Origin of the sequence: uncultured Pelagimonas sp. (genome assembly GCF_947498515.1) — a bacterium.
Classification (GTDB): domain Bacteria; phylum Pseudomonadota; class Alphaproteobacteria; order Rhodobacterales; family Rhodobacteraceae; genus Pelagimonas.
Genome location: NZ_CANMKO010000004.1, coordinates 220,389 through 239,622 on the forward strand (window position 1 = coordinate 220,389; position 19,234 = coordinate 239,622).

At 53.8% G+C, this 19,234-nt stretch carries 15 protein-coding genes; 5 read left to right on the forward strand and 10 right to left on the reverse strand.

Translation table 11 applies throughout. From position 1 onward, the window contains the following. Positions 1 to 248: 248 nt before the first annotated feature. From Q1A43_RS09800 to Q1A43_RS09835, 8 genes are all read right to left on the reverse strand, one after another. Positions 249 to 1,589 (reverse strand): radical SAM protein, encoded by a 1,341-nt coding sequence (locus Q1A43_RS09800; RefSeq protein ID WP_299934575.1) that lies wholly within the window; start codon positions 1,587 to 1,589, stop codon positions 249 to 251. Positions 1,590 to 1,694: 105 nt separating this feature from the next. After that, positions 1,695 to 2,462, reverse strand: a complete 768-nt coding sequence (locus Q1A43_RS09805) for a hypothetical protein (protein ID WP_299934577.1) — start codon at positions 2,460 to 2,462, stop codon at positions 1,695 to 1,697. A gap of 799 nt (positions 2,463 to 3,261) precedes the next feature. After that, entirely contained in the window at positions 3,262 to 4,011 is a 750-nt protein-coding gene (locus Q1A43_RS09810) for a hypothetical protein (RefSeq protein ID WP_299934825.1), read from the reverse strand. Next, positions 4,007 to 4,402, reverse strand: coding sequence for a hypothetical protein (locus Q1A43_RS09815; protein WP_299934580.1), 396 nt, complete (start codon positions 4,400 to 4,402; stop codon positions 4,007 to 4,009). Before Q1A43_RS09815 ends, Q1A43_RS09810 begins: the two co-directional genes overlap by 5 nt. A gap of 445 nt (positions 4,403 to 4,847) precedes the next feature. After that, positions 4,848 to 7,700, reverse strand: coding sequence for a S8 family serine peptidase (locus Q1A43_RS09820; protein ID WP_299934582.1), 2,853 nt, complete (start codon positions 7,698 to 7,700; stop codon positions 4,848 to 4,850). A gap of 542 nt (positions 7,701 to 8,242) precedes the next feature. Then, positions 8,243 to 9,547, reverse strand: a complete 1,305-nt coding sequence (gene preA, locus Q1A43_RS09825) for an NAD-dependent dihydropyrimidine dehydrogenase subunit PreA (RefSeq protein ID WP_299927546.1) — start codon at positions 9,545 to 9,547, stop codon at positions 8,243 to 8,245. Then, positions 9,547 to 10,887 (reverse strand): NAD(P)-dependent oxidoreductase, encoded by a 1,341-nt coding sequence (locus Q1A43_RS09830; RefSeq protein ID WP_299934585.1) that lies wholly within the window; start codon positions 10,885 to 10,887, stop codon positions 9,547 to 9,549. Before Q1A43_RS09830 ends, preA begins: the two co-directional genes overlap by 1 nt. Positions 10,888 to 11,028: 141 nt before the next feature. Beyond that, positions 11,029 to 12,012: a LacI family DNA-binding transcriptional regulator gene (locus Q1A43_RS09835; RefSeq protein WP_299934588.1), complete on the reverse strand. Its 984-nt coding sequence runs from the start codon at positions 12,010 to 12,012 to the stop codon at positions 11,029 to 11,031. Between the two features lie 105 nt (positions 12,013 to 12,117). Between Q1A43_RS09835 and ltnD the strand changes: the two genes are divergently transcribed. From ltnD to Q1A43_RS09860, 5 genes are read left to right on the forward strand one after another with little or no spacing between them, the layout of a single operon-like run. Beyond that, positions 12,118 to 13,011 carry an L-threonate dehydrogenase gene (gene ltnD, locus Q1A43_RS09840; protein WP_299934591.1) on the forward strand — a complete coding sequence of 298 codons (894 nt, stop codon included), beginning with the start codon at positions 12,118 to 12,120 and terminating at the stop codon, positions 13,009 to 13,011. 2 nt (positions 13,012 to 13,013) lie between these two features. After that, positions 13,014 to 13,391: a methylglyoxal synthase gene (locus Q1A43_RS09845; protein WP_299927558.1), complete on the forward strand. Its 378-nt coding sequence runs from the start codon at positions 13,014 to 13,016 to the stop codon at positions 13,389 to 13,391. Beyond that, positions 13,388 to 14,659, forward strand: a complete 1,272-nt coding sequence (otnK, locus tag Q1A43_RS09850) for a 3-oxo-tetronate kinase (RefSeq protein ID WP_299934594.1) — start codon at positions 13,388 to 13,390, stop codon at positions 14,657 to 14,659. The genes Q1A43_RS09845 and otnK overlap by 4 nt, the downstream gene beginning before the upstream one ends. Next, positions 14,656 to 15,306, forward strand: coding sequence for an aldolase (locus tag Q1A43_RS09855; RefSeq protein WP_299934596.1), 651 nt, complete (start codon positions 14,656 to 14,658; stop codon positions 15,304 to 15,306). Before otnK ends, Q1A43_RS09855 begins: the two co-directional genes overlap by 4 nt. Then, positions 15,303 to 16,070 (forward strand): TIM barrel protein, encoded by a 768-nt coding sequence (locus Q1A43_RS09860; protein ID WP_299934599.1) that lies wholly within the window; start codon positions 15,303 to 15,305, stop codon positions 16,068 to 16,070. The genes Q1A43_RS09855 and Q1A43_RS09860 overlap by 4 nt, the downstream gene beginning before the upstream one ends. Positions 16,071 to 16,073: 3 nt before the next feature. Here Q1A43_RS09860 and Q1A43_RS09865 read toward each other — a convergent pair whose 3' ends face one another. Together Q1A43_RS09865 and nhaA are read right to left on the reverse strand one after the other, a co-directional pair. Continuing rightward, positions 16,074 to 17,309: a glycerate kinase gene (locus Q1A43_RS09865; protein ID WP_299934602.1), complete on the reverse strand. Its 1,236-nt coding sequence runs from the start codon at positions 17,307 to 17,309 to the stop codon at positions 16,074 to 16,076. A gap of 57 nt (positions 17,310 to 17,366) precedes the next feature. Continuing rightward, the gene (gene nhaA / locus Q1A43_RS09870; RefSeq protein ID WP_299934605.1) at positions 17,367 to 19,175 is read right to left on the reverse strand and encodes a Na+/H+ antiporter NhaA; all 1,809 of its coding nucleotides are present in this window, start codon (positions 19,173 to 19,175) and stop codon (positions 17,367 to 17,369) included. Positions 19,176 to 19,234: the final 59 nt, after the last annotated feature.

The window sequence follows — 19,234 nt, forward strand, 5'->3', positions numbered from 1 at the left end:
GCTACACTCTTTAAAAGCAGACCTTTGCAACGCTAAGCAGCATCGACCACGTTGCGGGAGCTTTCTGACACGCACTGCCGTCGCTGCAATAACGACCTTTCGCGGCCGCGCTGCGCAGAAAGTACTATGGCCTAAGTAGGCTACATTGGTGTTCCTGATACACCTGACCTATCCAAAAGCAGATGTTAGCAACAACACAGATGCCACGTTATACTCGATAGATAAGTCTTGGGCACAAAGGTACAAACCTATTCCCCAAAGGGCCGCTCCTCACATTTCAAAGTTGAAGCGTCATGAAGAAAATCATCCCGGCCGTAACGTGGATCTAGGTATGAGAAGCTTTTAAGTGCAAAATAATTTTCGGCAGGCATGAAAGTCTGCGCAATTTCCAAAGCGATTTCCTTAGAGCGCTGAGCATCTATCTCTTCAGAAATTTCTACGCTCCAGACACCTTCAGTATCTGTTGGTTGAATTCCTAACGCACCCTGGTTGCTATACAATTCGGAAAAATATATTGCTCGCTCACCCATTCCGTAAACCACAACTGGGTAGGTGGAAACACCAAAAACAGCGTTTTTATTTTCCACAAGGAAGGCAAGGGTTTCATCGATCGTTTTTTGGCTTTCTCCGGGATAGAGCAAGATGTTAACCTTTGCCTTGACATCATTAATTTCGCAAGCGGAAAGAATCTCTCGAGCCTTACTTAGGTATGCTATTGGATTTTTTGATTTCCCCATGTTTACAACTTGGCTGGGAGAAGCCGTCTCCAAACCCAAATCCAAAACGTCGAGACCTGCGCCTGATAACTTAGAAAGTTTCGCTGCGTCCAATACATCCACCCGAGATTCAGTTCTCCATTTGAAAGACATATTCCTACGGTGATATTCTCGTGAAAACTCTTGAACCCAACGAGTGCTAGGTGCAAACATAGAGCTCTCAAAATATAAATTCCTTGTATCGTCATAGCACGACAGTATGTCCTCAATCTCATCCAACAATGTCACTGCCGGTTTCATTGGCGTAAGGCGCTCATTTGCCTCTTCGCAAAACGCACATCCAAGTCCACATCCTCTTGACACCTCAACGCTGGGCTGAAAGGCATTTCGATCTACCAAAAGGCGATAATTGAGTGGTGCTGGTGATGCAGGGTTTGCACGGATAGGTGCATCTGGTTTTGATGTCTCTATCTGCGAGACTATCAATTCGCCCATCCCCTTGTGTAGCACTACATCAGATGGAAATTTTGCAACTATATAGTCCCAGTTTTGATCAATTACCCAACGACCACCAATGTGAACTTTCACATTTTTATTGTTTTTTAACAAATTTCTAACAAGAATTTGAGACCACTCCACCGCATAAAAACTGGGGAGTGAAAGCAGAACGGTGTCCGCGAGTAGAATTTCCGGATACTTTTCTAAAAACACAGTGGGAGAATCAAAGTGACCGTGGTAAACGGGCACTTTGGCCCGGAATTTGGACGCTAATCCTAATAAACCGTAATTGAGATACCGGTGAGCGCGCCTGTAGGGTTCGTTTCCCTTTTTTGGTGACAGCATGCCGGCCGAAACTGCTACAATTTTACTCACGTAACGTCCTCTTCAAAACTCGTGTATAGGCTATCATTGTTCGGAAGTTTTACTAGAAATGCAGCATACCAGAACTGTTGCATGTTGGCGGCACCTTTTTTAAGATCACTCCAAGGGAACCACACGTGATAGTTTCGGATGCTCGATTATACTTTCGAAATACGTATAAAAAGCGTCTCCAAGCTGTGAGTCCACAACTATTTTTAAATATGGCGTTCGCGTGTTGTCTTTAGAAATCGCCGTGTACGGAAACACGTATATTATGTCATCTACCACCATCGCAGATACATATCCTGCAGCTGAAATCAACTTCAGGCTTATCTCCACGTCAGCCTGCAAAATGGACGTTCGAGCAAATGCGATCCGCTCCGCAACTCTAGTGTGAGCGCCGGTTGTTAATGTAGGGTCACGTGTAATATCGAACAATGATACTAGCGACAGTGGAGGATTGGCTTCGATTGAAATTCTCGCGTCTGGATCAACGAAACAAATACAAACATCTAGCGCCGGCTTTTTCTTCTTTTTTGAAATCAAATCATCAAGATGCTGGGTGAGAAATTCTCCATTTGAAATTCCAAACGCCCAAACGCGATATTTTGCCGACGCAATCGCTTGGCCGTAGTCACGGTTAGCTTCGTCGCTACCTTTCTGGGAAAAACACTCCTTTATTCCAAGGGTTCTTTCATAGAATTGCAATTTTTCGAAGTTTCTAGATGCAGTCTTGTCAAAGATAAATCTAAGAAATTCTGCCACCGCGAAAAATATGCCTGATGCACTAAGAGAACTGAGGATTCCTATCCAAGTGGATGCTGGCATCCCTAGCCACGAACTTCCAGGGGTTAGGGATTGATTCTGGACTGCTAGGACGGTCATCCATCCGCAAGCTACAGCAAGTAGTAGCCCAACGAGAATGTATACTACTCTGTGAGTTAAGTTCATGTCGAAATCCGTGGGTTTGAATTTAAGATCGTTTCGTATTTTGGCCTTAGATACAGCACAATATTCGGTATGCATACCGACATACAGTATGCATGAGGATGAAGAGTTGGCAGCTTAGAAAACCAAGTAATTCGTCACCATAACTGAATTTTCTTCGTACTCGACTAGCCTTGTATCGCGACCTGTCTAGGACTGCCGTTGGCGAGGACCGCAGCAAAGGGCTGGTTTCCGCCCAGGATTGTTCAGGCAAAGTTTCATACTGCGCCGAGGATGAATGCTCAGGACTGGCTGCGAACAGACGAATGCGCTTGCAGCCCTGTGGATCACCGGCAAAATCTGCAGTAGGTTCATAGCGACCTACCTCGATGTCTGTCTTAATGTCTGCTTTTGGGAATTCAGCCAGGCTTTGCAAATGTCGCTTTCTGCGCTTAGCTGCCGTTGTCGTTGCCGTCAACTTGACAACGCGGAGATTAGCTCAACTTGCACTAGCTGGCCGTCCAAGGTCCGCAGCCAGCGCAAATAGAAAAAAATTTTTTTTCCTTTGAAAGGGAACCCTTGATTTTATGATATCGAGCGTCCGGAACCCGATCTATTCACCTAGTTTTGAGGCGGCCAAACTGATTAATCTTGGGGCAAAGTTGGGTTCAACACAGACAGTTCGGCAATTGTATTTCAACGCAACAAAAGCACTCAATTAAAAGTCGCTCTGCAAAATCCCCAATTTTGTCTCGCATCAGGCCCCGCGGCAACCTCCGCCCTGATAGGGGTCAATGAACTCGTTGGTGCTATTGTATCCACCAATAACGATATCGGCCCGTTGCAATGCATCGTTTGCCTCAGCAAGATCAAACAATACGGTTCCGTCCGTGGTAACAACCTCTTCAAAACCCAACTCACCAATGTCAATTTCGTCATAAACAATGATCAAGCCATCATGTTGACCATTCAAAACCGCAATACTCTGCCCGCCCCAGCATAGGGCAGTCTGATCTTGAATCGGGTCGTAGGTAAGCGTGGCAAAGGTCGACTGATCATTAAGGGCGATCGGATCTACGGCACCGACCAAAAGCTGGACTTCTACCGGTTCAAAGCCGGTGATGAACAAAGGCTCACTAAAACTGAATTCCGGATCATGGTCAGGAACGAATTGGGAGTCCAAAGCAAAAGTGCGGATGACATCGTCACCGTCCCCTCCTGTTACAGAAGTCCCCGGCCCGGCAAACAAGGTGTCATTTCCATCGCCACCCTCAAGAACATCAGCCGTAACGTCCAGAGATTGAAAGAGCCCACCGTCAAACCGAGGCGTATAATCGGCTTCATAGAAGCGTGATGAGCCGCTGATGAGCAAATCATAGCCGTCCCCTCCCATTAGACTGTCTGCCCCTGTGTCTCCGGAAATAACGTCATTCCCGCTGCCACCGTGCAAAAGTTCATTCCCAGCGCTCCCCATTAGGGTGTCATTGCCGTCGTCACCCGAATCAATGTCCCCCGTCTCCGGCGGTCACGACATCGTCGCCAGCGCCTCCGTTAACGGTGTCAGCCCCGTCTTGACCATCAAGCGTATCATTGCCTTCGCCCCCCCAAAGCACATCGGCATTATCGCCGCCCGTCAAAATGTCATTTCCACTTGACCCAAGTAGCGTATCTGAGCCGCTTGATCCGATCAGCGTGTCATCGCCGCCCAGCCCATCCAAAAGATCTCCGTTCAACGACGCTTCTAGATTGTCGTCACCCTCTGATGGAATTGAAGTAATAGGGTCGAGGTCTGGCGAGTCTGTGGATGACTCTGTTTCGTGGTCAGAGTTATCATCATCTTGAAAAAACACCGCTCCAAGGGCAATCGCAGCAAAAAGAGATACAATCAGAAAACTCATACGTTCAATTCCTTGTTACCCACATCCAATTACGAATTTTTTTCTTGCCACATTTGTCTGTTTTTGGAAATCTGTTTTATGCCGGAAATAAATCCGGTAGGTCATGCTCAGCATTGCCACCAGATTCGGCATTGACGCTCAGGGCATTTTATCTCTGAATGGCAGCGGCCCTCAATCTGAAATATCGACCATGCATGTATTGCAAACGGCAGCTCGAAGTGGATCAGGTCACTTGGGGAGGCCGACAAATATCTGCGCATGCGCATTGGTCAAAAGGAAGGCCCACGCAAGATACGGGTGGCCAACGTGACGCCCTGATTTCAGGCTAAAAATCGTAGAACTCGAATGGGGTTTGACCGACGAGACAAGCCCAGACAAATAGTGACGCTCTTGAACGTCCCAATTGCTCCAAAATTGACGAGCATGAGCTGCCGGTGCCGGGTGTTTAGAGCACCAAATCGTTAGCGGTGATCTCTGGTGCGTCGACAATATCGATGGACAAATCCGCGACGCTGTCACCGTCGACATCAAGATAGAGCCGACCAATGGTGCCGTTATATCGAATTTCACCTTCAGTTCCGCTAAAATCCGCAATGCCAATAAAGCTCAACCCAGAGTCGATACCAGAAAGGTCTATCTGGTCGTCTCCTTGGTCGAAATCGTCAATGACATCGCGATCCGCGCCGTGCCTACTTTCGGAAATACTGGCAAAGACAAACACATCGCTCCCGGCTCCTCCGACCAATGTGTCGCGTCCAAGGCCACCGATCAACGTATCGTTGCCGGACCCGCCATGCATGTCATCATTTGCGGCTCCACCATCGAGCTTGTCATTGCCTAAGCCGCCAAATAGGACGTCACTGCCCTCCGACCCATAGACACGATCGTCGCCATTTCCGCCCGACAAATAGTTAGAGCTGGTCCCCCCGGCCCGCAGAACATCGTTTCCATCTAGCCCATAGAGCGTGTCATGCCCTGTATTGCCACTGAGGCTATCGTTGCCTTCATTCCCAACAAGTCTATCGTCACCGCTTCCCCCATAAATCGTATCTGCACCGCCTCCTCCAGACATAACGTCATTGCCTGCCCCTCCGGAGAGGTAGTTGTCCGACTGGCCGCCCCCCCTCAGAGTATCGTCACCAGTCAAGCCAAAAAGAGTGTCGTTCCCGACATTGCCGCGCAAACTATCATTACCACCATTTCCGATCAGCCTGTCATCCCCTTCGCCCCCGAAAAGAACGTCACTCCCGTCGCCACCAGAAAGCATGTCATTGCCTGCACCACCGGAAAGGTAATTGTCAGCAACACCACCGCCCCTCAGGATGTCATCTCCGTTGAGACCATAGAGTGTGTCTTCTCCGGTGCCGCCGACCATACTGTCGTGTCCGCCTCCGCCAACAAGCCGGTCATTTTCTGTGCCACCGTACAAGCTGTCATTGCCGCTACCACCGGACAATGTATCAAAGCCAGCATTGCCAAAAAGACGGTCAGACCCGCCGCCTCCTAACAGGCTGTCGCTCCCATCACCGCCGGTTGTAAGGTCGTTGCCGCGTCCCGCCTCCAGGGTATCGTTTCCGCTATCACCATGAATGGTATCTTGGCCGCGACCCGCAAGAACAAGGTTATCGAAGCTATTGCCGGTTACCCTATCATCCCCATCACCAAGCGCGGCATTTTCTAGGTGCGTCTCATCGGCAATCCGGGCCCAAAGCCGTCCGTCGACGCGCAACTGCGCCCCGTCTGTCAAATCAAGGTTTACTCCGCTTGAAACCGCTGCAAGGTTGAGCCAATCCACACCGCCATCCGTGTCTTCGATTACGCGACGCTCTGGATCAACGGACGCATAGTGCAAATAATCCTGTGTGTAGTGATAGACAGTGTTGTTGCTAATCTCAGACCCTCGGAACTCAATCCCTAGAGATGTGACAAAGTCAACGCCCTCCCCGGAAAGCTCCAATGTCCATTCACCAGTTGAGTGGACGCCCCGAGCCAAAGCAACACCGAAAACCCATTCGCCTTCTGCTTGCGCTTGATCGTGTTGGCCGCCTGGCGAAATGAGTTCGTACACTTCACCAGTGGGTGATATCAACCGGAGTTCAGAATCTTCGTATTCAGCGTCGGCTTCGACGTATATGTAGATATGCTCGATCGATAGGTCTTCGGAGACAACAACAGGTATAGAGTATTCAGTATTGAGGTACGGCTCAGAAATCTCATATTCAATTGCAATTTCGTTGATGGATGTTTCCGGCGCTTCATATAGCCTACTCCAAACCTCTGCCATTCTGACAGCGGCCATAGCATCTATTGCCCCGAAGCCGTAGGACAAGTGATAGCTTAGCCCGCCGCCATTCCAATTTTCGGCCCCGTTGGACGCCCAGACACCGTGCTCATGATACAATCCTGTTGCATGGCCATACTCTGAGCCGGTGTGTCTTGCGGAATGGGCCAGAATATTCTGAACATCGCGCCAGCCGAGTTCACTATTTGCTTCAAGAACCAATGCGATCACACCAGAAACGATTGGGGCGGACGCTGAAGTGCCGCCAAAAGTCGTAGTGAAATCCCCCATAGCATACCCGCTACGCTGGTTGGGCAAAACTTCTGTCATGTCGGAGGTGTGACTTGCAGCAGGTGCGGAAATCAAAATGTTGCTTCCCCAATTTGAATAGTTTTCCGCACGTCCACGAATGTCAGTAGCGCCCACTACAATAACTGTGTGGAGGTTGTTGAACCCGTCTCCTTGCGCGTTGACCGCCCAATTCCCAACTGACGAAACGATGATTGTTCCAAGTTGATCTCGACCATTGTTGACAGCAAATGAAAATTCGGGTTCCAAATCTAAAAAACGACCCCACGTACCCCCGAGACTATTATTTGGGTGAAACACAGGCACATGACCCCATGAATGGTTGACGACGTCAAAATTCACCATTTCAGCCAAGGCCTGGTTCTCAGTGACCGGGTCTTCGGAAAGCGTATCCAAAAAATTGATACCCGTTATATTTGCATCAAAAGCAACGCCGACACCGCCGATAGCATTGTTGGCAGCGGCAATTAAGCCAGCCACAGATGTCCCATGACCCCGCGTGGAGCCGAGCGGTTGCCCGTCATCCCCTTCAACATGCAACTCATCATTATAATTATCGACTAAATCTGGGTGGGTACGTTCGACACCTGTATCGTAAACGGCAATGTTGATGCCGCTCCCCGTGTAGTCGCCCCAGACCGTTTCGATATCACCCAAATGATCGAAATGCCATTGGTCACTATAGTTTGGATTAGCGTCTACTATCATCTTTTACCTCGAATGCCGACCGTCTTAAATTACCTGGCCGGGTGTTCAAAATGGATTTACAACTCATCACGCTGACACTCAACACGAATCCGACATAACCTCCTTTATAGGAACCAGAGGACTTAACTAACTAACCACAATAATTTGGCCCCCGCCAACCTAAGGCGATCGTTTCACAAAACCAACCGATGACGTGAAATCTCGAATTTCTTTGGGCTAAGTTTTTGGCTCATTTAGACCAGCTTTTTTTTTGCAACTCTTCGAAATTCTGTTGTTTCAAGCCGGTTATGCGCGAAAACAAATGTTTGGCTGGGTTTGCAATGTCTTGCGAAACCATTCGGCCTAGTCAATACCACCGTAATTTTAAGCTTAACTTACAGCCTGCATTTTACAGGACATTCGGGGTAGATGCAGTGCTGTTTTAGAATAGTATTTGCCGCGCGGCCCTACGGATTAAAGCAAAGCCGTTGGCCGTCACAATCGGCATGGCAAAAAAACGCCCGGTTAAAAACCGGGCGTATCAGGGAGAATTTACTTTCGAGTTATTCAGCCGCAGTTGCGGATGGATTATTGGGATGGGTTGTCCAATTGGCGTAGTCGGCCTCGACCGGCTTGCCGGTGCGTTCATCCATCGCGCCGGGTTCCAACACCTCCATCGTGATGCAATTTTCAACCGGGCAGACATTGACGCAGAGGTTGCAGGCCACGCATTCGTCGTCTTTGACGTCAAACACCCGGTCTTCGGTCATCGAAATCGCCTGATGCGAGGTGTCTTCGCAGGCGGCATAACAGCGACCACATTTGATACAGGCGTCCTGATCAATGCGCGCCTTGGTGATGTGGTTGAGGTTCAGATATTGCCAATCGGTGACGTTTGGAACCGCCATGCCAATGAAATCCGAGGTGCTGGTATAGCCCTGCTCATCCATCCATTGCGACAGCCCGGAAATCATTTCCTGAACGATCTTAAACCCATAGGTCATCGCCGCGGTACAAACCTGAACGTTGCCCGCGCCGAGCGCCATAAACTCCGCCGCATCGCGCCATGTGGTGATGCCGCCAATGCCTGAAATCGGCAAACCATGCGTTTCGGGGTCGCGGGCAATCTCGGCGACCATGTTCATCGCAATCGGTTTGACCGCCGGGCCGCAATAGCCGCCATGGGTGCCTTTGCCGTCGATCATTGGCTCGGGCGACATGGCATCAAGGTTAACCGAGGTGATCGAGTTGATGGTGTTGATCAAGCTTACCGCATCTGCGCCACCCGCTTTGGCCGCACGGGCCGGGAAACGCACATCGGTGATATTCGGTGTGAGTTTTACGATCACAGGCTTGTCGTAGTACTTCTTGCACCACTCAGTAACCATCTGAATATATTCAGGAACCTGCCCAACGGCCGACCCCATACCACGTTCCGCCATACCGTGCGGACAGCCAAAGTTCAGCTCGATCCCGTCACAGCCGGTTTCCATGACCCGTGGCAGAATGGCTTTCCACGCCGCCTCCTCGCAGGGCACCATAATCGACGCGATCAAAGCGTGATCCGGGTAATCCTTTTTCACTCGCGTCATTTCTTCGAGGTTGGTTTCAAGCGACCGATCGGTGATCAGTTCGATATTGTTCAAGCCCAACAAACGACGATCTGCGCCATGGATCGCGCCGTAACGCGGGCCGTTGACGTTGACCACCGGTGGGCCTTCGGACCCCAAAGTTTTCCAAACAACACCGCCCCAACCGGCCTCAAAGGCGCGGCGGACGTTGTATTCTTTGTCCGTGGGCGGAGCCGAGGCAAGCCAGAATGGGTTGGGGCTTTTGATGCCAAGGAAGTCTGTTGTTAGATCAGCCATCATGCCTCTCCCATCAAAGTTGCGTGGATGTTTTCGGCGGCGTCGCGCCCTTCGGCAACCGCCGTTACAGTCAGGTCATCGCCACCCGAGGCGCAATCGCCCCCGGCCCAAACACCGGCAACCGAGGTCTGGCCAGCATCCGACACGGTGATCTTACCACCAGCGACGTCAAGACTTTCGGGCGCACCGTTTAGGCTCTGACCGATAGCGGTGAACAATTGATCCGCCGGCAGGGTAAAGCCGTCGTCCAATGTGACCAGCTTGCCATCTTGCGTTTCAGTATAGACAAAGCGCACCCCGGTGAGGCTGCCATTGCCCTCAACCCCAACCGGGGTCGCATTGTGGATGATGCGCACGCCCTTTTGCGCCGCCAAATCCTGTTCGAACTCCGAGGCGGCCATCGCCTCTTGGCCACGACGATAGACAATTGTGACGTCCTGCGCGCCAAGCAAACGCGCCTGCGCCCCGGCATCAATCGCCGTCATTCCACCACCGATCACCACAACATGGCGGCCAATGGCCATACCGGTCAGATCGGTTGTTTGACGCAGTTCTTCGATAAACTCGGTCGCGGGCATAACGCCGTCTTTGTCCTCACCCTCAAGGCCAAGCGCATTCACACCGGCAAGACCCATCCCAAGGAAGACCGCATCAAAATCAGCCTGCAATCCGTCAAGCGAAATTGCCCCGCCTAGTCCCGCGTCATAGCGAATTTCGATCCCGCCAATGCCCAGCAGCCAATCAACCTCGGCCTGCGCGAAATCATTGGTCGATTTATACGCCGCGATGCCAAATTCATTAAGGCCACCGCCCTTTTTGCGGGCCTCGAAAATCACAACGTCATGGCCATGCATGGCCAAACGGTGCGCACAGGCCAACCCGGCCGGACCCGCCCCAACAACCGCTACAGTTTTGCCCGTCAAGGCAGCACGTTCAAACGGTTGGCTGCTTTTGGCCATCAAAGTGTCGGTCGCAAAGCGTTGCAAACGACCGATTTCAACTGGCTTGCCTTCTGCGGTTTCACGCACACAAACCTCTTCGCAAAGCGTTTCGGTTGGGCAGACACGGGCGCACATTCCGCCAAGGATATTGTCCTCTAGAATCGTGCGTGCGGCGGATTCCGGTGTGCCGGTCGCGATCTGGCGAATGAACAATGGAATGTCGATGGATGTCGGACAGGCCACCTGACATGGTGCGTCGTGACAAAAATAGCAGCGATCTGCGGCCACCAGCGCCTCATGCGGGTCATAGGCGGGATGCAGATCCGAGAAATTGGTCTCCAGCGCGGCGGCGTCTAAACGCCCGGCGGTGATCCCGTCCTCGAATTGTTTGGAACTCATGGCTAACCCCTGTTGTCGGTATTGCTTGGGTCTAGCCTCACATGATTCTGAATTTTATCAAACGATAAATTTTGACCATTTGGTATATTTTCGATGAAGCTGTTCAAAAAACAGGCAAAAAACATTGCCAAGGATTTGAATTTACGCGTCTGGAAATCGGATTTCAGACGGCAAAGTGACTTTGGACCCAGTTTCGCGATCCAAAACCATACGTGCTGCGATCTGACCAATTTCGCGCCGCGGCGTGCGCGTGGTTGCGATTGGACGCGGCAAGGCATCGATGAATTCCAGACCATTGAACCCAGCGAGCAGCAAGCGTTCAGGCACCGAAATACCTTCAGCAAGGCAATGAAACTCCCCCCCTGCTGCTAGGTCATCATTGGAAAAATAGATCGCATCCAAGTCCGGAGCTGTACCCAACAATTCGGCTGTCAACGCCCGCCCCGCGGGCACCGATGAGGGCGCATCGGTTGTTTTGGTCGCGACCAAATCAACGCCCTGCTCTGCCAAGGCCGACTGAAACCCTTCGAGACGTTTTTGGGCTCGGATGTCATAGAGTTGTGTACAACAGACATAGCCAATTTTGCGCCGCCCCGCCGCCAAAAGCGCGCGGGCCATATCGGCACCAGCTTGGCGATGCGAAATCCCAACGCAATTGTCGATCGCCTCCCCATCAACATCCATGACCTGAACCAGCGGCTCTTGGGATTGCGCCAACAATAGGCGCGCCGCATCCGGGTGATCCAAGCCAGTGACAATCATCCCCGCCGGTCGCCAGCTCAGCATATTACGCAGAACCTCCAATTCTGTTTCGGGGTCATAATTTGTGACCCCAAACACCGGCTGCAACCCGCTGCCCTCGATGGTTTCGGCAATTCCGGTGAGCATTTCGGCAAAGACCGTGTTGGTGAGGCTCGGCACGACCACGCCAACCAATTGGGTGCGCTGGGTCGAAAGCGATGCGGCCAACGGATTGGCCACATAACCAATGTCACGCGCCGCCTTTTGCACCCTATCTAGGCTAGACTTGGAGACATCCGCCGCACCGCGCAAAGCCCGCGACGCGGTCATCTTGCTGACACCTGCGGCAGCGGCCACATCAGCCAAGGTTACTTTCTGCGTCATCGCGCGCCTCTGCTCTTGTTCAAAACACCATACATGCAACGCCGAGATTGACAACCGGTATCGGTACCGTTACCGATACCAACGACACATCACGTGGGGGAAATCATGTCTCAGAACATTGCAATCATTGGCCTAGGCTCCATGGGGTTTGGCATGGCCCTGTCGGCGGTGCGCGGTGCACATCGCGTGTGGGGCGACGACCTTTCCGCCAAACGCAAGGCCGAGTTTGTGGTCGAAGGCGGCGAAACGTCTCCCCTGTCCGAGGCCGCACCCCAGTTGGACGTAGTGGCCGTTGTTGTTCTAAACGCCGCGCAAACCGAAGACGTCTTGTTTGGTGACAATGGTATCGCCCCCAAACTGCGCAAAGGTGCGGTGGTCATGGGCTGCGCCACCGTCCCCCCGGAATTTGCCAAAGACATGGAAGCGCGCTGCACAGCGCTTGGCATACTCTATCTGGACGCGCCGATTTCAGGTGGGGCCGGAAAGGCCGCTCAGGGACGGCTATCAATCATGGCTTCGGGGCACCCCGACGCCTTTGCCGCCGCCAAACCAGCCTTAGACAGCCTCTCTGAAACCGTGTTCAAATTGGGCGATCACGCTGGCCCCGGAAGCGCGATGAAAGCCGTCAATCAATTGCTTGCCGGTGTGCATATCGCCGCCATGGCCGAGGCCATGACCTTTGGGATGACCCAAGGCGTTGCACCCGAGCAGTTCCTTGATGTGATTAGCAAATGTGCAGGCACCAGCTGGATGCTGGAAAACCGGGCACCCCATATTGTTGAGGGTGACTACAGCCCGCGCAGTCAGGTGGCAATCTGGCCCAAAGACCTTGGGATTGTTCTGGATATTGCCAAATCAACCGGGTTCAATGCGCCCATCACCCAAACGGCGCTGGATCAATTCAAAGCCGCCGCTGACATGGGGCTTGCCGCCGAAGATGACGCCGCCGTCGCCAAAACCTATGCCCGCCAAGCCGGGATAACCCTACCGGGAGAGTAACCATGGCCAAAATTGCCCTTGTTGCACATGACGCCAAGAAAGACCTGATCGTTGAATGGGCGACCCGCCACCGCGAAGCCCTAAGCCAGCACTACATTTACGCCACCGGAACCACCGGTGGACGGTTGCAAGTTGATGCGGGATTAACGGTTGAACGCTTGCTAAGTGGCCCATTGGGCGGCGATGCCCAATTGGGGGCGATGATCGCCGAAGAACGGCTTGATGCGCTGATCTTCTTTATCGACCCTCTGTCGGCCCTGCCCCATGACGTTGATGTGAAATCACTTTTGCGACTGGCGATCTTGTATGACACGCCGCTGGCGATCAACCGCAGTTCCGCCAACGCCGTTCTAGGCGATCTATCTGAGGCTACAAAATGACAACGATCTTTGGGGCCATTGCCGATGATTTCACCGGGGCAACCGACCTTGCCGGGCTTTTGGCGCGCTCGGGCGTGCGGGTAAGTTTACGCATGGGCGTGCCCGACCAAGAGCCGACCGACACAGCCGCTTTCGAAGTCATCGCGCTAAAGTCACGGACCGCGCCGGTGGCTGACGCAGTTGCCGAAACCCGCAAAGCGCTGCGTTGGTTGCAACGCGCCGGGGCTAAGCGGTTCTTTTGGAAATACTGTTCAACCTTTGACAGCACAGCCGAGGGCAATATCGGCCCAGTGGCCGAGGCTTTGATGGCCGATTTGGGGGTCGAACAAACCATCTATTGCCCCGCCTTTCCCGAAAACGGCCGGGCGATCTTTATGGGCAATCTGTTTGTTGGCCAACAACCCCTTGCCGAAAGCCCGATGAAGGATCACCCGCTCACGCCGATGCGTGACAGTAACCTGATGCGTCTTTTGGACCCGCAGGTGAGCAAACCGGTTGGCCTTGCCGATCGGTTGACCGTTGCGCGCGGCGCGGCGGCGCTGAAATCGGTGTTGGACACGCACAAGGCCGATGGCGTCGCCCATGTGGTTGTTGACGCAGTGGCCAATTCTGACCTCGAAACCATTGCCGAGGCCTGTCGGGATATGGTTTTGATGACCGGGGGCTCGGCGGTGGCGATGCCCCTGCCCGCACTTTATCTGGCCGATGGCACCCTGTCCGCCGACGCCCCCAAAGCCACGACACCAACCCTCGCCGCGCAAAGCATCGTTTTGTCGGGAAGCTGTTCGTCGATGACCAACAAACAGGTCGCAACCTATCTTGAAACCGGTGCTCCGGCCTATCGGCTCGACCCTCTGGAACTTGCTGAAAATGGCGCGGCACCTGTTTTGGAATGGCTATCAGACCAAGACCTTGGCCAAGCGCCCCTTGTCTATGCCACCGCCGATCCCGCATCAGTCAAAGCGGCGCAGGCCAAATTGGGCGTCGCACAGGCCGGTGAGATGATCGAACAGGTTCTCGCCTCTTGTGCCGTCGCCGCCCGTGATCTCGGTGCGCGTCGCTTCATTGCTGCCGGTGGGGAAACCTCGGGCGCAATCACCAAGGCCTTGGACGTCACCCAGCTGGATATCGGAGCAGAGATCGCGCCGGGCGTACCGTGGTGCTTTGCCAAATCAGGTGGCCATCAGATCGCGTTGACCTTGAAATCCGGAAACTTTGGCAACGAAGGGTTCTTCACCGACGCCCTCAGAAAGCTGGAGATCGCATGAGTTCCGAAGCCCATCTGCGCGAACAAATCTGCCTCTTGGCCAAGTCGATGTTTGATCGCGGCCTGACCGGCGGATCAACTGGCAATATCTCCGCTCGTACCGAAGATGGTGGGCTCTTGGTAAGCCCAACCGGGACAAGCTTTGGCCGCCTTGATCCCGGTCGGCTGAGCCGATTTGACGCCACCGGGCGGCACATCGACGGGGACAAACCAACCAAGGAAATGCCGCTTCATTCGGCGTTTTATGACACACGAAGCACCGCCGGGGCGGTGGTGCATTTGCATTCCTGCCATTCGGTTGCATTGTCGATGATGCCCGATGTTGATCCCGACAATTTCCTACCGCCCCTAACTCCCTATGGCATCATGAAGCTTGGCAAAGTGCAGCTTTTACCGTTTTTCATGCCCGGTGACCCGGCAATGGGCGACGCTGTGCGCGGCTTGGCCGGCAAACGCAGTGCGGTCATGTTGGCCAATCATGGGCCTGTCGTCGCTGGCAAAGATATCGAAGCCGCCTGCAATGCCATCGAAGAATTGGAAGACACCGCGCGTCTAGCGATGATGACACGCGGCATGAACCCGCGCGGCTTGACGCCGGAACACGTCCAAAACCTTGTGACCAAATTCGATGTGGAGTGGGACGTATGAAATTTTCCGCCAACCTCGGTTTTCTGTGGGCTGACCGCCCGCTCCCGGATGCCATTCGCGCGGCGCATGCCGCCGGATTTGACGCGGTGGAATGCCATTGGCCCTATGACACCTCGCCCCAAGATATCAAAGCCGCGCTGGATGAAACCGGTATTCCGATGCTCGGGCTCAACACCTCACGCGGTGATCTGAGTGCGGGTGAAAATGGCCTGTCCGCCCTTCCAGGACGCGAAGAAGACGCCCGCGCCGCGATTGATCAGGCCATCCGTTTTGCCGCCGCCATTGGTGCGCAAAACATCCACGTCATGGCCGGATTTGCCAGCGGTGCCGAGGCGCATCGCACCTTTGTTACCAACCTGCGCTATGCCTGTGCGCAGGCGGCGCAACTTGGGCTAACCATTCTGATTGAACCGTTGAACCGCCATGATGCGCCGGGCTATTTCCTTACCACCACCGACCAAGCCCGTGGGTTGATCGAAGAAATCGCTGCGCTGAACCTCAAGCTGATGTTTGACTGCTATCATGTGCAATTGATGGAAGGTGACCTGAGCCATCGCCTCCCGGATTTAATGCCGATCATTGGCCATATTCAATTTGCATCTGTGCCGGATCGTGGCCCGCCGGATCGTGGTGAGTTGAACTACAAACATGTATTTCGTGTCATCCAAGACCTCGGCTATGACAAGCCGCTTGGTGCAGAATACAAACAGCCGGGCAATGCCGATTGGGCCTTGGGATGGCTGCATGATGCCCGCGAGATGTAGGCGCTAAAGCACTAATATTGCCCGAAAATCATTGACGTTGGTCAGCGTTGGGCCGGTCACGACCTGATCCTTGATCGCGGCAAAGAAACTGTGCGCGTCATTGTCGGCAAGCGCCTTGGACGGGTCCACACCTGCCTCTTTGGCCTTGGCCAAGGTGTCCGGTGTAACAACGGCCCCGGCCACCTCGGCGGCACCGTCAACACCGTCCGTGTCACAGGCCAGCGCATAAATCCCCTCGGCCCCCTGCAACGCTATGGCCAGCGCCAAACAATATTCAGCGTTTGGCCCGCCGACCCCATCGCCGCGCCGGGTCACCGTCAATTCGCCCCCTGATAAAAGCAAGATCGGCCCCTGCCCCTTGAGCGACAAAGCCAAGGCCGCCTGTTCAGCTGCCAAATCCCGCGCCTCCCCCTCAAGCGCATCCCCCAGCATCCGGACCTCGCATTCCGCCAATTCCGCCGCAGCGGCAAGCGATTGCGAGGGCGCAGCGTATAGATGGTTGGTGACATGGCTTAGCCGAGGATCATCGGTTGGGATGACCGACGATCCGGCCTTTAATGCCTGTGTCACGCTAATTGGAACATCAATGTTCCATTGCTTCAAAATCGCCAATGCCTCGTCCGGGTTGCTGTTTTCAGCCACCGTTGGGCCAGAGCCGATAAAGGCCGGATCATCCCCCGGCACGTCGGAAATCATCAGCGCCAACATCTTGGCCGGGGCCGCCGCCGCCGCCAATTGCCCACCTTTGACGCGGCTTAGGTGTTTGCGCACCGTGTTCATCCGATCAATCGGCGCGCCAGAGGCCAAAAGCCCGGCATTCACCGCCTGTTTTTCCGCCAAAGACACTCCGTCAATTGGCGCGGTCAACAAGGCCGACGCGCCACCAGAAATCAGCGCCAGAACGACAACATCCTCATCAAGCGTCTCCAAAAGCTCAAGCATACGGGCGGTCGCACGCTCGCCGGCGGCATCGGGAACGGGGTGCGCGGCCTCGACGATTTCAATCCCCTGACAGGGGCGCGCATATCCGTAACGGGTGATGACCAACCCCTCGCACGGGCCCCATTCGGCCTCGACCGCTTCGGCCATGCGCGCGCTGGCTTTGCCCGCCCCAATCACCACGACGCGACCCGCCGGTTTTGGCGGCAGGTACTTGGCCAACGACTGCATCGGGTCGGCGACCTCAACAGCCTTGTCAAACAGGTTGCGCAAATGGGGAACGGGGTCACTGATCGGCATGGGGTTTGTCTCCTCCTGACATCTGGTCAGAGACATATCCCAGCCATTTGGTTAGCGCTAGCGCTCAGAGGGGGCCGCCTTGATCAAGATGATAGACCCAATCACCGCGGCCAAGGCCGAGGCGATCAAAATCGCCAATTTCACGGATTCCAATTGCGCCCCTTCAAAGGCTGCGGAGCCAATAAAGATCGACATGGTAAAACCAACACCGGCCAAAAACCCAGCTCCAATAAGCTGTGACCAACTGATTTCCGAAGACATATGCGCAATACCCAGTTTCACCGCCACAAACACGATTAGGAAAATTCCCAAAGGTTTGCCAATCACAAGGCCTAGGATCACCCCAAGGGATTCCGGCGCGGTTGCTGAAAAGCTTGAGCCAAAGATCAAAATCCCGGTGTTGAAAAAGGCAAACAGCGGCAGGATCATAAAGTTCGACCAATGCTCCAAAGCGTTTTGCAAATGGAATCCGGGATCGCGAAGCCGATCTATCGCCTCTTGCAACCGGTTCAGCGCCCCGTGACTAATCTGATTTTCCTGACCGGTCATGCGGCTTTGGAAAATCATCGCCGTTTGAGCGGCGATGCCGTCAATATTAGCCGACCTGCGCGACGGAATAGCCGCCGCCGTCAACACGCCAGCCAACGTGGCGTGGAGCCCGCTTTCGTGGATGAAGTACCAGAGCAATACCATGAGGAACAAATACGGGATGCGCGAATAAACCCGGCCGCGATTGAGCAAGAGCATGATCGCAAAGACAATCGTAGCCGCGGCGAACATGTGCGTATCAAAGCCATGACCGTAAAAGACCGCGATCACCAAGATCGCACCAAGGTCATCAGCAATCGCAAGGGCCGAGATAAACACCTTGAGCGATGTCGGCACCCGATCCCCCAAAAGCGCCATAATTCCAAGGGTAAAGGCGATATCAGTCGCCATTGGAATGCCCCACCCTTTTTCGGTGGGAAGTCCCCAGTTGATCGCCAGATAGATACCCGCGGGCACCACCATTCCGCCAATTGCCCCCATGATCGGCAAGGCGGCGCGCTGCATATCCGAGAGCTCGCCATCGACCATCTCGCGTTTGATCTCGATCCCGACAAGCAAAAAGAATAGCGACATCAACCCGTCATTGATCCACGCCTCAAGCGAGAGATCAAAAGACCAGCCCCCCGCTTTGATGCCGATGATGGTTTCGCGCAGGTGTTCATAGGCTTCGTGCCACCCGATATTGGCAATGAACAAGGCGCAAAGCGTCGCCAAAACCAACACAAAACCCGCCGAAGCCGCCCAATGGAAGAAATCCGTACTGGCCAATGAAATGCGCACGCCGATGGGTTTTTCCACCGCTTCGACCAAGGATAGCTCATCCCAAGCACCCAGATATTCGCGCCCGTCGATAAAGAGGGTCGGCGTTTCAGTGACCCCCAAATCCTCGGCGGTTTCGCGGTCTTCCTGAAGCTGCGCATCGGTAGCCTGCGAAAACAGATCATCCTCAAACTGTTCAATATCGAGCTCAAGCTCGCGTGCCAGAGCAACAACATGCTCATGATAGATCGGCGTTTCGAGTTCAAACAACGGTCCGTTCATATCGGTCAAACGGCCCTGACGGTGCGCCGATATCCCGGCGCGCGCCGCAAGTTCCGCCCCCGATGTCGCGTCCTGACTTGGCAGGAAACGAATTGCCAACGTGGCCTTGCCGCGACCAAAGCGTTCGACGGTCCGCCGCATGACATCGCGGATACGGCCAGAGAGCGGATCGGTAAAATCCACGTACCAAACCAGCTCGGCCCGACCATCGTTTTCTACATCACCAAGGAAAAGGTCTCGGTCTTGGTTCGGGTATGAGGCCGGGCGGTCTGTCATGTTGGTTCCTGAAATTCCGCAAAAGGGTCAAAAGTCTTATACCCTTTGTGTCCGCAGGA